Below are 12,826 nucleotides of genomic sequence, written 5' to 3'. Positions count from 1 at the left end.
TTATAGCAAACTAATGGGAGCGAGTTGTCAGGCCGGTAACCTGCTGCGCTTCTTATGGTGAATTAAGGGGGTAAAAACATCCGCTTCGGTAGTGGGTGTTTTTACTTTTTATTGGGGAAAATAATGCAGCTGGTTTTCTATTATTTGAAGGAGGATTGCAGAAATCTTTCAAAAATCAGTACAAAAAGCAGATATTTATGATATGATTTGCACAATTTTGAATTGATGTATCAAAAATATTGCAAAATGGGTTGACAAAATCTTATATTTATGATAGAATAACATACGCAGAACAAAGACGTTCATTTTACGGGCTGAATAAGCCTGTTTAATGTGCGTCTTTTTTTGTATGCGGGAAATTTCCGGTCAGCAAGCCGGGTAAATACATTTAATTTATAAGGAGGAAATTGTATGCTGCGTGAGGGTGAGATCAGAATTCCGTCTGGGTGTGCAATATCGGGGATAATTTCAAAAAGCGGTAAAAATATAAACGGCTCGGAGATAGTTAGATCTATAGCTACTATGCACGACCGTTCAAACGGTCTGGGCGGAGGGTTCGCCGGCTACGGAATTTATCCGCAGTACGCCGATCATTACGCTTTTCATGTTTTCTATGATGGAAATAAGGCGAGAGAAGAATGCGAGAGATTTCTTGATAAGCATTTTGATATAATAAACCTTTCAAAGATACCTGTAAGGAAAAGCGATAGGATAACGGCAGAACCCCTTATCTGGAGGTATTTTGTTGCTCCCCTGCCGACAAAGCTGAAAGATTCACACCTTGACGAAAAGGAATTTGTAACAAGGTGCGTTATAAATGTAAACGCCAATATCGAAGGAGCGTATGTTTTCTCCTGCGGAAAGAATATGGGAGTTTTCAAGGCTGTAGGCTACCCGGAGGACGTGGGGGAATATTTCAGGCTTGATGAATACGAGGGCTATTCCTGGACTGCTCACGGAAGGTATCCTACCAATACACCGGGCTGGTGGGGCGGCGCTCACCCCTTTGCAATGCTGGATTATTCGATAGTTCACAACGGCGAGATCTCAAGCTACGACGCAAACAGAAGAAATATTGAAATGTACGGCTATAAATGCACTCTTCAGACCGATACCGAGGTAATTACATATATTATTGACTATCTGCTGAGAAAGCAGAAGCTTACCTTAGAGGAGTGCGCCGAGGTAATCGCAGCGCCGTTCTGGTCTACGATAGACAGAATGAGCAAGGAGGACGCTGACAGAGCGAAATATCTTAGAAATGCGTTTTCTAGTCTGCTTATAACAGGGCCGTTTTCAATAATCCTCGGCTTCGAGGGAGGATTGATGGCGCTTAACGACCGTCTAAAGCTTCGTTCAATGGTTATCGGTGAAAAAGATGACAGGGTATATATGGCAAGCGAGGAGTGCGCTGTAAGAGTTATAGAGCCTGAGCTTGACAAAATATGGACCCCGAAAGGCGGAGAACCGGTAATAGTCACGCTTGACAGCTGTAAAAGATGATATTTTTAAGTGAGAAGGGATGGTATTGAAATGGCTGTAGATTTTCTTTATCCCGAATATGAGATAGTAAGGGATTACAATAAATGTATCGGCTGCCGAGTATGCGAAAGGCAGTGCGCTAACGGTGCTCATTCGTATGACGAGGAGCTTGATAAAATGGTATCGGACGATTCAAAATGCGTTAACTGCCACAGATGTGTTTCGCTTTGTCCGACAAGAGCGCTTAAAATTGTTCATACAGACCACACGTTTAAGTATAATTCAAACTGGACAGGAGAAACGATTGCTGAAATATACCGTCAGGCAGGTTCGGGCGGAGTGCTGCTTTCGTCAATGGGAAATCCGAAAAATTATCCTGTTTACTGGGATAAAATACTGCTCAACGCTTCGCAGGTTACAAATCCTCCGATCGACCCGCTGAGAGAGCCTATGGAAACAAAGGTATTTCTGGGCGCAAAGCCGAAGAAGATAGAGAGGGACGAAAAGGGCAGGCTTATAAATAATCTTTCGCCGCAGCTGGAGCTTTCTTCTCCGATAATGTTTTCTGCAATGTCCTACGGCTCTATAAGCTACAATGCTCATGAAAGCCTTGCAAGAGCCGCAGAGGAGCTTGGAATTTACTACAATACCGGAGAGGGCGGACTTCACCCCGATTTCTATAAATACGGGCCTAACACAATAGTACAGGTAGCCTCCGGACGTTTCGGCGTTTCAAAAGATTACCTTAAAGCCGGAGCGGCTATTGAAATAAAAATGGGGCAGGGCGCAAAGCCGGGTATCGGCGGACATCTTCCCGGGATCAAGGTTTCCGAGGATATTTCAAAGACAAGAATGATACCCGAAGGCTCGGACGCTATTTCCCCTGCTCCTCATCATGATATTTATTCAATAGAGGATCTGAGACAGCTTGTTTATTCGCTCAAGGAGGCTTCAGACTATGAAAAGCCGGTTATCGTAAAGATCGCCGCAGTTCATAATGTTGCGGCTATAGCTTCGGGTATTGCCAGAAGCGGAGCGGATATTATCGCTATCGACGGCTTCCGCGGAGGAACAGGAGCTGCCCCAACAAGGATAAGGGACAACGTCGGAATCCCTATAGAGCTTGCTCTTGCCGCGGTAGATCAGCGGCTGAGGGACGAAGGGATAAGGGATAACGTTTCAGTGGTTACAGGAGGTTCTATACGGTCTTCAGCGGATGTTGTAAAGGCAATTGCCCTTGGCGCTGACGCTGTATATATTGCGACCGCCGCCGTTCTTGCGCTCGGCTGTCATCTTTGCAGAACCTGTCAGACAGGTAAGTGCAACTGGGGAATCGCTACTCAGCGTGATGATCTTGTAAGAAGGCTAAATCCGGAGATCGGCTATAAAAGGCTAGTCAATCTTGTACGTGCATGGGATCATGAGATAAAGGAAATAATGGGCGGAATGGGTATTAATTCTATAGAAGCCCTCAAGGGAAACAGGCTTATGTTAAGGGGAATAGGACTTACCGAAAAAGAGCTTTCGATCCTCGGAATAAAGCATGCCGGTGAATAATTTTTGTATTGTCGGCAGTCATGACAAAATTCGGGAAATCAAAAAAGCCTTTGACATTTCCAACAAAATTATAAAAATATATTTGTGCAAGTAAACGATTTATATTTTAATAAAAAACTTTTTCGTTCATAGTTGCACATTTGCGTGCAACTTTCCCCCCTTTTTCGCCTATTAGTAGAGGGGGTCGTTTTCAGACGGACTTCGGGAAGCTGGTTTTAAGAATAATTAAGATTAAGGTTGGGCAGTATTATGAAACGAATTTATGTAAATGAAAAGTGGTGTCTTGGCTGTCATCTTTGCGAGTATAACTGCGCTTACGCAAACTCAGGCAAGGACGATATGGTCAAGGCGCTGAAAAATGTAAAGATCAATCCTCGGATAAGGATCGAGGAGAAAAACGGGATCGCCTTTGCGGTACAGTGCCGTCACTGCGAAGAGCCGCTGTGCGTTAAGGCCTGTATTACCGGTGCGCTTTCGGTCAGGGAAGGGATAATCGAGGTAGACAGGGAAAAGTGCGTCGGCTGCTTTACCTGTATTCTTTCCTGTCCGTACGGAGCGATAATGCCGGACGACGACGGTCACGCCGTTCAGAAGTGCGAGCTGTGCATAAAAAATGCAAACGGACAGCCCGCCTGTGTTGCCGGATGTCCTAATAAGGCTATAGTTTTTGAGGAAAGATAAGGGGGCGTAAATATGAGTAAATATGTTATTATCGGAAACTCGGCAGGAGCGATAGGCTGCGTCGAGGGAATAAGAAGCGTCGATAAGGATTCGGAGATCGTGCTTATATCAAGCGAGCCGTACCATACCTATTCACGTCCGCTTATCTCCTATCTGCTGTGGGGGAAAACCGATGAGCAGAGAATGAAGTATCGTCCCGACAGCTTCTATCAGGACAATAACGTCAAAACAATGCTCGGTAAAACGGCAGTAAGCATTGACAGCGCAAATAAATGTGTAAGGCTTGATTCAGGCGAGTGCATTTGTTATGACAGTCTGCTTGCGGCAACCGGTTCTTCTCCCTTTGTTCCCGTTATTAAGGGACTGGATACCGTTGAGAAAAAGTTCACCTTTATGAAGCTTGATGACGCTTACGCTTTGGAAAAGGAACTGAAGCCGGATTCCAGGGTACTTGTTGTAGGAGCAGGCCTTATCGGACTGAAATGCGTAGAGGGAATTGCCGGAAGGGTCGGAGAAATTACCGTTGCCGACATGGCGGACAGGATACTGCCATCGGTTCTTGATCATGAGGGAGCGCAGCTTGTTCAGAGCTTTATCGAGGAGCGGGGAGTTAAATTCTGTCTTGGCGACAGTGCGGCTGAGTTCAGTAAAAACAAGGCGGTTCTTAAAAGCGGAAAAGAGATCGATTTTGATATTTTGGTGTTGGCTGTGGGAGTACGTCCGAACGTTTCACTTCTCAGGGAAGCAGGCGCAGAGGTAAACAGAGGCGTAGTTACCGATGAGAAATGCCGCACCTCGGTCAAGGATATTTATGCGGCGGGCGACTGCACCGAATCCTACGATATTTCCGCCGGAGCAAGCAGAATACTTGCGCTTCTGCCCAACGCATATTTGCAGGGGGAAGCTGCCGGAATAAATATGGCAGGCGGCGAAAAGCTTTATGATAACGCAATACCTATGAACGCAATGGGAATGTTCGGCTATCATATGATAACAGCAGGTACATATGAGGGCGAGGTTTATGCCGAAAAAAGCGGCAGGAACTACAAGAAGCTCTTTTATAAGGACAACAGGCTTGTCGGATATATCATGATAGGCGATATTGCAAGAGCGGGGATCTATACCGGTCTTATCAAGAAAAAGACTCCGTTGGATTCCATTGATTTTGAACTGATAAAAGCCAGACCTCAGCTTATGGCTTTTTCAAAAAAGAAGCGCGCTGAGTTTCTTGCGAGATAAGTGCAGTAAGGGGGAATAATTTATGAAGATCACAGCAGGTTCAATGCATTTTAAGGAGCTTAACGAAAAGCTGAAGTCCTGTACCGACGAGCCGATAGTAATAGACAGCTGTCTTGGACAAAGGTATATAGCCTCGGGAAGAAGCAGGGGCGATATTATTATAAACGGAACTCCGGGAAACGCTCTGGGGGCATATCTTGACGGAAGCGATATTACCGTTTACGGCAACGCTCAGGACGCTGCAGGAGATACTATGAACAGCGGAACTATTACTGTTTTCGGCTCGTCCGGCGACGCAACAGGCTACGCTATGAGAGGCGGCAGGATCTACGTCAGGGGAAACGCCGGCTACAGAGCGGGTATCCATATGAAATCGTATATGGAGCATATTCCGGTGCTTGTTATCGGAGGAAGCGCCGGATCATTTTTGGGAGAATATCAGGCGGGAGGATATATTATCGTTCTGGGGCTTGATTCAGAGGGCGAAGCTCCCGTCGGAAATTTCTGCGGAACGGGAATGCACGGCGGAAAAATATTTCTGAGAACAGAAACGCTTCCGCAAGATCTTCCGGCTCAGGTAAAGGCGGCGGAGGCGGAAGAAAATGATATGGCGGAGATCGACGAGTATATTTCGGAATTTTGCGGAAAGTTCGGAATTGATAAGGACGAGGTGATCAACAGCAGGTTCTATGTCCTGACTCCCGACACAAAAAATCCTTATAAACAGCTTTACACGGCAAATTAAATGTTGTATAATAATAAAAGATCATTTTCGGCAGCTTATGAGCAGTCAGGAAAGGATCACAACTATAGCAAAATTGCGGCGGCAGGAGGAAAAGCGTATGAAATATACTGAAAAAGAGGTACTGCAGTTCATTGAGGAAAATGACGTAAAATTTGTAAAGCTGATGTTCTGCGATATATTCGGGCGGCTGAAAACAATTTCTGTAATTTCTCGGGAGCTTGCAAAGGTTTTTGAGAGAGGACTTGCTTTTGACGCTTCAAAGGTAGAGGGTTTTATGAATATTACCGATGGGGATCTGCTGCTATTCCCCGATCCTAATACGCTTTCGCTGCTGCCGTGGAGACCTCAGCAGGGCAGGGTCGTAAGGTTTTTCTGTAATATCAGAAACAGCGACGGAACGCCCTTTGACGGCGACGGAAGATTTTTTCTTAAAACCGCTATGGATTACGCTCGTTCCAAGGGATATATTTTTCAGATAGGAACGTCCTGCGAATTTTATGTTTTTGAAACTGACCAGAACGGAATGCCAACTAAGATTCCGCACGATTACGCCGGCTACTGCGACGTTGCTCCAGCAGACAGAGGGGAAAATCTAAGAAGGGATATTTGCCTTACGCTTGAACAGATGGATATTGTTCCCGAAAGCTCCAGGCATGAGGCGGGGCCGGGGCAGAACGAGATAGATTTTCAGTATTCTAACGCTCTTAACGCAGCGGATAATCTTATTACTTTTAAAAACGTAGTTAAGTCTGTTGCGTCAAGAAACGGAATGTTTGCCTCTTTTATGCCGAAGCCTTTGCCGGACAAATGCGGCAGCGGTCTGCATATTTATCTTTCCTGTATAAGAAACGGAAAAAATATATTCAGTACGAAAACCGATTTTCCTGAAGAAGCAAAGAGCATGATCGCCGGTATCCTCAGGGAGATACGTGCTATGACGTTATTTATGAACAGTACCACCAATTCATATTCAAGGCTCGGAGAGCATCTTGCACCGAAATATGTTACCTGGACTCATAAAAATTACGCTCAGCTTATGAGAGCGCCGTTAAGCGCAAGTGAAGAAAATGAAATGATCCTTCGTTCTCCTGACAACACCTGCAATCCGTATTTTGTACTGGGTCTTCTTATATACGCTTGTCTTAAAGGAGCGGCGGAGAAAGTACAATTATGCGGTCCTGCCGATTTTGATCTGCACAGCGCTGACGCAGAAACGCTTGCCGGCTTTGAGAGGCTGCCCTCAAGTCTTGAGGAAGCGGTAAACTGCGCTGGAAAAAGCGAGTTTTTAAGAGAGCATCTTCCTGAAAGAACTCTGGATTATTATATTTCACGGAAAAAGTCGGCATGGAAGGAATATATAGGAGCTCAGGACAGAGAGCTGTATGAATCGGTAAAATATTTCCGCACACTTTAAACTCATGACGGAAACGATCAACAGTCAGAATGAGGGGGTGTGTCGGAATGGATAGGGTCCTTATCGTATCCAGCAGCGAAAAGGCGTCCGAGACCATAGCTTTGCTGATAAAGGAAGCCTTTCCCGTATGCAGGCAGTCGACGGTAAATTCAGGCTTGGAGGCAAGGCGCATTGCCGTATCGGGCAGCTATGACGCAGTTATTATAAATTGTCCGCTTTCCGACGAATACGGAAACGAGCTTGCGGAGCTTATTACCGATTCGACCGTAGCCAGCTGTATTCTTATAGTCAGGTCTGAAAATTCCGATTCTGTCAGCGAAAGGGTAGAGGATATGGGCGTTATGGTAATTCCAAAGCCGTTGAACAGGCAGGTATTCTATCAGGCGCTGAAGTTTGTCAACGCTTCTAGGAAAAGGCTGCTGGGACTTCAGAACGAGAACATAAAGCTTCATAAAAAGCTTGAGGAGATCAGAAATGTAAACCGCGCGAAGCTTGCGCTTATGCAGTATCTTAAATTTACCGAACAGCAGGCGCACAGGTATCTGGAAAAGCAGGCGATGGATCTTAGGGTCACAAAAAACGAGGTGGCCTTAAAGGTAATAAAAATGTACGAATAGTTTTTGTGTGTTCAAAGTGTTAAAATATAATAACAATATTGTTAAATTGGAGAAAATCCGTTGCAATTTGACCTGTGAGAGAGTATAATATATTTGTTGTTTAAAAATGCACGACGAAAGGGTGTTTATAATGTTGGTTTCAACTAAGGAAATGATGGCTAAGGCCGTTGAGGGACACTATGCGGTAGGTCAGTTCAATATCAACAATCTTGAATGGACAAAGGCTATTCTTCTTACTGCTCAGGAGCTTAACTCGCCTGTTATTCTGGGAGTTTCAGAGGGCGCAGGAAAGTATATGTGCGGCTATAAGACGGTAGTAGGAATGGTAAACGGAATGCTGGAGGAGCTTAATATCACAGTTCCTGTTGCTCTTCACCTCGACCATGGCTCTTTTGAGGGCGCAAAGGCCTGCATCAATGCCGGATTCTCGTCAATTATGTTTGACGGTTCTCATTATCCTATTGAAGAAAACATTGCAAAGACAACAGCTCTTGTAAACACCTGTGACGTTTTAGGTATATCCCTTGAAGCCGAGGTCGGTTCGATCGGCGGCGAAGAGGACGGAGTTATCGGAGCAGGCGAATGTGCTGATCCTGATGAATGCAAGATGATCGCTGATCTCGGAGTAACAATGCTTGCTGCCGGTATCGGAAACATTCACGGTAAATATCCTGAAAACTGGGCAGGACTTTCATTTGAAACTCTTGCGGCAGTTAAGGAAAGAGTAGGAGATATGCCGTTGGTACTTCACGGCGGTACAGGAATTCCTGCTGATATGATCAAGAAGGCTATTTCACTGGGCGTTGCAAAAATCAATGTAAATACTGAATGTCAGCTTTCGTTCCAGGAGGCTACAAGAAAGTATATTGAGGACGGCAAGGATCTCCAGGGCAAGGGCTTTGACCCGAGAAAGCTTCTGGCTCCGGGCTTTGAGGCAATTAAGGCTACCGTTAAGGAAAAGATGGAGCTTTTCGGTTCTGTAGGTAAGGCGTAAGTTTAATATACAATATAATACGAGTGTAACCCAGACCACCACTCGATAATAAAAACAAGGAGAAATCAGTATGGAGATTTTTAATTCGCGACGTATAACCAATATAGGCGTTGTTGCGGCAATTTATGTAGTCGTTACTCTTTTAGGAAGCGGACTTGCTTATGGACAGGTTCAGTTCAGGGTATCCGAAGCATTGGTGCTTCTGTGCTTTTTCAACAAGGATTATATTCTTTCAATGTCTATCGGCTGTTTCATAGCAAATTTATTCAGCACAGTAGGCTTGATAGATACGGTCGTAGGAACGGCAGCGACGGTGATCTCCGTAGTACTGATATATGTATGCAGGAACAGGTTAAATTTATTTGCGGTTTCGCTTTTTCCGGTAATATTTAATGGAATTTTTGTCGGAGCTGAGCTGAAGCTTGTATCAAATTTACCGTTTTTCGCAAGCGCAGCGTGGGTTGCGTTAGGCGAATTTGTATGCGTATCGGTTTTGGGCGTTGTGCTTATAAAGGCTTTGTCAAAGAACAGGCGGTTTATGAAGCTTATAATGGCAGGGCACAATGCTGATTCAATTAGTTAACTGGGGCAGGCAATAGTTTGTCCTTGTATAAATCGCTCGAATTTTCTTTGAAGATTCGGTGTCTTGAAAGAAAATTCGAGATGATTTTAATTTATATGCGGATATGGCGGAATAGGCAGACGCGCTGGCCTCAGGTGCCAGTCGGGGCAACTCGGTGCAGGTTCAAGTCCTGTTATCCGCACCATATTACACTGACAAAATAGATGAAAGTGCCTTAAAGCCCGTAGCTACGGGCTTTTTTGGTACTCAAATGACGAAAAAAAGAGGTTAAAAACCATAGATGAAAAAAGCCGAAAAACACCGGCTGACGGGATTCGAACTCTCGACATTTAAATAATTCAGAATATAAAGGCATATTTGAGAAAAATAATCTCAGATATGCCTTTGTGTATATAAAAAATAGTATACAAAATTCATAAGACCGTTTTGTCTGATATCACGAAAGTGATGTTAAACAAAATGGTCTTTTTTTATTGAAACTATGAAAACATAAAGTAGATAGAGGTGAAAGCATTATTGATAGGATTATTGTTATAAATCAGCATGAACTGGAATTCCACTTGATCGGCGGATTAAGATTTAAAGAAAAAATCTGACGGAAGATATCCTGCACAAATTGCAGGACTTTTCTTTGTTGGTTTTGGTACTGGATTTCCGCAAAGCCTTGTGGTATCCTTATAACTTGAAAGGAGTGAGATAAATGCCTAAAAACAGAGTGTTACCGTTTGGGTACTACATGAGGAACGGAGAAATAGATACCGAACCGAAAGAAGTCTATGCTGTGTCAACGATTTTCAGCGAATATCTGAAAGGCAGCAGCTTACTTCAAATCGCAAAGCTGATGGAGTCTGAAAAAATCAGATATACCGCCGATTCTGAAAAATGGAACAAAAACATGGTCAAGCGTATAATAGAAAATGAAAGGTATCTCGGAACTGATAAATATCCGCAAATAATTGACGAAAATATTTTTAAGCAGGCAAATGAAAAACGGGTACGGAAAGCAACTTCGCTTAATCTGATGTGTGATGATGTTCAGGCAGTACGAAAACTTACATACTGCGCTGAATGCGGAGAAAAGCTTTTCAGAAAAACTAACGGCAAGGGACGTGAATACTGGAGCTGCTCAAATCCCGGCTGCTTTAAATTTGAATATCGGCTGACGGATCAGATGATAATCGGCGCTGTATTAACTGCTCTGAACTCTGCTATTGCAAATTCAAGCTTAATAGAATGCGAAAACGAAATCAGCGCCTACTCCCCCACTTCCGATATTCTCCGTCAACAGAATGAAGTCAATCGGATGACAGATTCTCCTCTGGTGGATTTTGACAGAGTCAAGGCGGAGATTTTCAGACTGGCTGAGATGAAGTACGATTGCTGTACTTACAATGATAGTCTGCAGAAAACAGCGGAAATAAAGGCTGTTCTTAAAGATCACGAACAACTAAATACGCTTGATATTGGCTTATTAAAAAACTGCGTAAACAGGATTTTAATAAGCCATTATTGTACCATAGAGGTCGAGCTGATCAACGGAGTAAAAATTAAAAATACTACTGAAAAGAACAATTCTGCTTCAATAAGGAGGGAAAATAATGGACGCAACTCCGAATGTGAAAATAATTCCTGCGAAAACGCAGACAGCTGAAAACCGCAGTAAATACCATCAACTTCGTGTTGCCGCATACTGCCGTGTATCCACCGAGCAGGAGGAACAGCAAAACAGCTATCAGGTTCAGATAGCTTACTATACCGACCTTATAAACAAAAAGAAGGAATGGACGTTAGCCGGAATTTTTGCTGACGAAGGAATCAGCGGAACTCAGACTCAGAAGCGTACCGAGTTCAACCGCATGATCCGTATGTGCAAAAACAAAAAAATAGACCTCGTAATTACAAAGTCTATTTCAAGATTCGCAAGAAATACTGTGGATTGCCTTCAATATGTCAGACAGCTCAAGGATTTAGGAATCGGAGTGATTTTTGAAAAGGAAAACATCAACACCTTAACAATGACTTCGGAATTTATGATAGCTCTGTACGGCAGCTTCGCTCAGGCAGAATCGGAATCAATAAGTAAAAACGTTTCGTGGGGTAAAGAAAAAGCGTACCGTAACGGTAAAGTTCCGTTTCAGTATAAGCATCTGCTGGGGTATAAAAAAGGAGCTGACGGCAAGCCGGAGATCGTTCCTGAAGAAGCTGAAACAGTCAGAATGATATATGACCTGTTCCTTGACGGCTTCAGCATGACTGACATTGCCAAAAGGCTGACACTTTTGGGCAGAAAAACAGCTCACGGAAATACGGAATGGCACAGGGAAATAATAAGGTCAATACTAAAAAATGAAAAATATGCAGGCGACGCTCTTCTGCAAAAAACCTTTACCGTTGACTGTATAACCCACAAGGTAGTGAAAAATAACGGAGAGCGTCCCATGTATCTTGTAACCGATCACCACTCCCCAATCGTAGACAGAGATACCTATAACCGTGTTCAGCAGGAGCTTGCAAGAAGAACTTCAAAACGAAAAGTCAGCGACAAGACCATAACGGAACAAGGCAAATACAGCAGCAAATATGCTTTGAGCGAACTGCTGATTTGCGGAAGCTGCGGAACTCCGTACAGGCGGCAGATATGGAACTCAAACGGGAACAGATATGCTGTATGGCGGTGCATTAGCCGTCTGGAACACGGTAAAAGATACTGTACGAACTCGCCTACTTTATAGGAAACAGTTCTGGAAAAAACTATTCTGAATGCGGTAAATGAGTATTTCGGATGTCGTGATGAGATTGCCGAAATACTAAAAGCCAATATCGGCAGCGTCATGGAATATCAGGGACAGGATGAAATAATATCGATAGAAAACCGATTAAAAGAAATCGATAAATCAAGAAACGATCTGGTCGGACTGATAGCATCCGGCGGCTGTGACGAGGATAAGCTTGACAGTGAATTCGCAAAGCTTTACCAAGAAGAACAAAGCCTTAAGGAACGGAAAGAAGCCTTAAAAGAAAAAATGCGTTTATCAGCTGATACGCAGGGCAAAATTGATTCTGCTATGGATATGATAAAAGATGAAAGCTTAAGGCTTGAATTTTTTGATAACGTCATAATCCGGAAGCTGATCGAATGCATTAAGGTTATAAGCAAGACTGAGCTGCTTATAATTTTCAAAGGCGGAGTCGAGGTTAAGGCTGAATTGCAGAAATAGCTAAAATAAATTAGATAAAATTGGTAATAATGTCTATTTACAAAATTACGCTGAAATGATAAAATATATATGTTCTCTTTATATGTCTACTAATTGAAATACCGCTTGTTTCTATACAAGCGGTATTTCTTTATATTAAAATAATTTCCCCTTGAAAAACCCAGCCCGTTGATATATAATTAAAATACAGTTAAAAATAAGGCAATAAAAAAGCGAGTATCCGAAAAGATACCCGTCGAAAGATGTCGTAAAATAAATCGTTTTATGGTTTTTATTGATTTTAATTAACTGCTTAT

General features: G+C 43.4%; 12 protein-coding genes and 1 tRNA gene. All 13 read left to right on the top strand.

The window, feature by feature from the left end; genetic code table 11:
- The first annotated feature begins 411 nt into the window (after positions 1-411).
- Positions 412-1,503: a class II glutamine amidotransferase gene (locus ACYQ0H_RS00065; protein ID WP_459810789.1), complete on the top strand. Its 1,092-nt coding sequence runs from the start codon at positions 412-414 to the stop codon at positions 1,501-1,503.
- Positions 1,504-1,533: 30 nt separating this feature from the next.
- Complete coding sequence (locus ACYQ0H_RS00060; RefSeq protein WP_459810788.1) at positions 1,534-3,039, top strand: glutamate synthase-related protein; 1,506 nt, start codon at positions 1,534-1,536, stop codon at positions 3,037-3,039.
- Positions 3,040-3,288: 249 nt separating this feature from the next.
- Positions 3,289-3,720: a 4Fe-4S dicluster domain-containing protein gene (locus tag ACYQ0H_RS00055; RefSeq protein ID WP_459810787.1), complete on the top strand. Its 432-nt coding sequence runs from the start codon at positions 3,289-3,291 to the stop codon at positions 3,718-3,720.
- Between the two features lie 12 nt (positions 3,721-3,732).
- Complete coding sequence (locus tag ACYQ0H_RS00050; protein ID WP_459810786.1) at positions 3,733-4,959, top strand: NAD(P)/FAD-dependent oxidoreductase; 1,227 nt, start codon at positions 3,733-3,735, stop codon at positions 4,957-4,959.
- Between the two features lie 22 nt (positions 4,960-4,981).
- Positions 4,982-5,704, top strand: a complete 723-nt coding sequence (locus tag ACYQ0H_RS00045) for a GltB/FmdC/FwdC-like GXGXG domain-containing protein (protein ID WP_459810785.1) — start codon at positions 4,982-4,984, stop codon at positions 5,702-5,704.
- A gap of 97 nt (positions 5,705-5,801) precedes the next feature.
- Positions 5,802-7,118 carry a glutamine synthetase family protein gene (locus ACYQ0H_RS00040; protein WP_459810784.1) on the top strand — a complete coding sequence of 439 codons (1,317 nt, stop codon included), beginning with the start codon at positions 5,802-5,804 and terminating at the stop codon, positions 7,116-7,118.
- A 47-nt stretch (positions 7,119-7,165) separates the two neighbouring features.
- Complete coding sequence (locus tag ACYQ0H_RS00035) at positions 7,166-7,735, top strand: ANTAR domain-containing response regulator (RefSeq protein ID WP_459810783.1); 570 nt, start codon at positions 7,166-7,168, stop codon at positions 7,733-7,735.
- Between the two features lie 130 nt (positions 7,736-7,865).
- Entirely contained in the window at positions 7,866-8,729 is an 864-nt protein-coding gene (gene fba, locus ACYQ0H_RS00030) for a class II fructose-1,6-bisphosphate aldolase (protein WP_459810782.1), read from the top strand.
- 70 nt (positions 8,730-8,799) lie between these two features.
- Positions 8,800-9,312: a QueT transporter family protein gene (locus tag ACYQ0H_RS00025; RefSeq protein ID WP_459810781.1), complete on the top strand. Its 513-nt coding sequence runs from the start codon at positions 8,800-8,802 to the stop codon at positions 9,310-9,312.
- Positions 9,313-9,409: 97 nt separating this feature from the next.
- Positions 9,410-9,496, top strand: a tRNA-Leu gene (locus ACYQ0H_RS00020).
- 516 nt (positions 9,497-10,012) lie between these two features.
- Complete coding sequence (locus ACYQ0H_RS00015; protein ID WP_459810780.1) at positions 10,013-10,963, top strand: recombinase family protein; 951 nt, start codon at positions 10,013-10,015, stop codon at positions 10,961-10,963.
- On the top strand, positions 10,911-12,044 hold the full coding sequence (locus ACYQ0H_RS00010) for a recombinase family protein (protein WP_459810779.1): 1,134 nt from the start codon (positions 10,911-10,913) through the stop codon (positions 12,042-12,044). Before ACYQ0H_RS00015 ends, ACYQ0H_RS00010 begins: the two co-directional genes overlap by 53 nt.
- 99 nt (positions 12,045-12,143) lie before the next feature.
- Complete coding sequence (locus ACYQ0H_RS00005) at positions 12,144-12,530, top strand: hypothetical protein (protein ID WP_459810778.1); 387 nt, start codon at positions 12,144-12,146, stop codon at positions 12,528-12,530.
- Positions 12,531-12,826: the final 296 nt, after the last annotated feature.

Source organism: Hominimerdicola intestinalis (genome assembly GCF_054655215.1).
The sequence above is the reverse complement of the archived record's forward strand: the minus strand, read 5'-3'. Positions and strand labels throughout refer to the sequence as shown.

What these genes read in the sequence shown, in the direction of transcription:
- ACYQ0H_RS00025 (WP_459810781.1), top strand. Translation starts at nt 8,800, where the DNA reads ATGGAGATTTTTAATTCGCGACGTATAACCAATATAGGCGTTGTTGCG.
- ACYQ0H_RS00035 (WP_459810783.1), top strand. Translation starts at nt 7,166, where the DNA reads ATGGATAGGGTCCTTATCGTATCCAGCAGCGAAAAGGCGTCCGAGACC.
- ACYQ0H_RS00045 (WP_459810785.1), top strand. Translation starts at nt 4,982, where the DNA reads ATGAAGATCACAGCAGGTTCAATGCATTTTAAGGAGCTTAACGAAAAG.
- ACYQ0H_RS00015 (WP_459810780.1), top strand. Translation starts at nt 10,013, where the DNA reads ATGCCTAAAAACAGAGTGTTACCGTTTGGGTACTACATGAGGAACGGA.
- fba (WP_459810782.1), top strand. Translation starts at nt 7,866, where the DNA reads ATGTTGGTTTCAACTAAGGAAATGATGGCTAAGGCCGTTGAGGGACAC.
- ACYQ0H_RS00060 (WP_459810788.1), top strand. Translation starts at nt 1,534, where the DNA reads ATGGCTGTAGATTTTCTTTATCCCGAATATGAGATAGTAAGGGATTAC.
- ACYQ0H_RS00005 (WP_459810778.1), top strand. Translation starts at nt 12,144, where the DNA reads ATGGAATATCAGGGACAGGATGAAATAATATCGATAGAAAACCGATTA.
- ACYQ0H_RS00040 (WP_459810784.1), top strand. Translation starts at nt 5,802, where the DNA reads ATGAAATATACTGAAAAAGAGGTACTGCAGTTCATTGAGGAAAATGAC.
- ACYQ0H_RS00055 (WP_459810787.1), top strand. Translation starts at nt 3,289, where the DNA reads ATGAAACGAATTTATGTAAATGAAAAGTGGTGTCTTGGCTGTCATCTT.
- ACYQ0H_RS00065 (WP_459810789.1), top strand. Translation starts at nt 412, where the DNA reads ATGCTGCGTGAGGGTGAGATCAGAATTCCGTCTGGGTGTGCAATATCG.
- ACYQ0H_RS00050 (WP_459810786.1), top strand. Translation starts at nt 3,733, where the DNA reads ATGAGTAAATATGTTATTATCGGAAACTCGGCAGGAGCGATAGGCTGC.
- ACYQ0H_RS00010 (WP_459810779.1), top strand. Translation starts at nt 10,911, where the DNA reads ATGGACGCAACTCCGAATGTGAAAATAATTCCTGCGAAAACGCAGACA.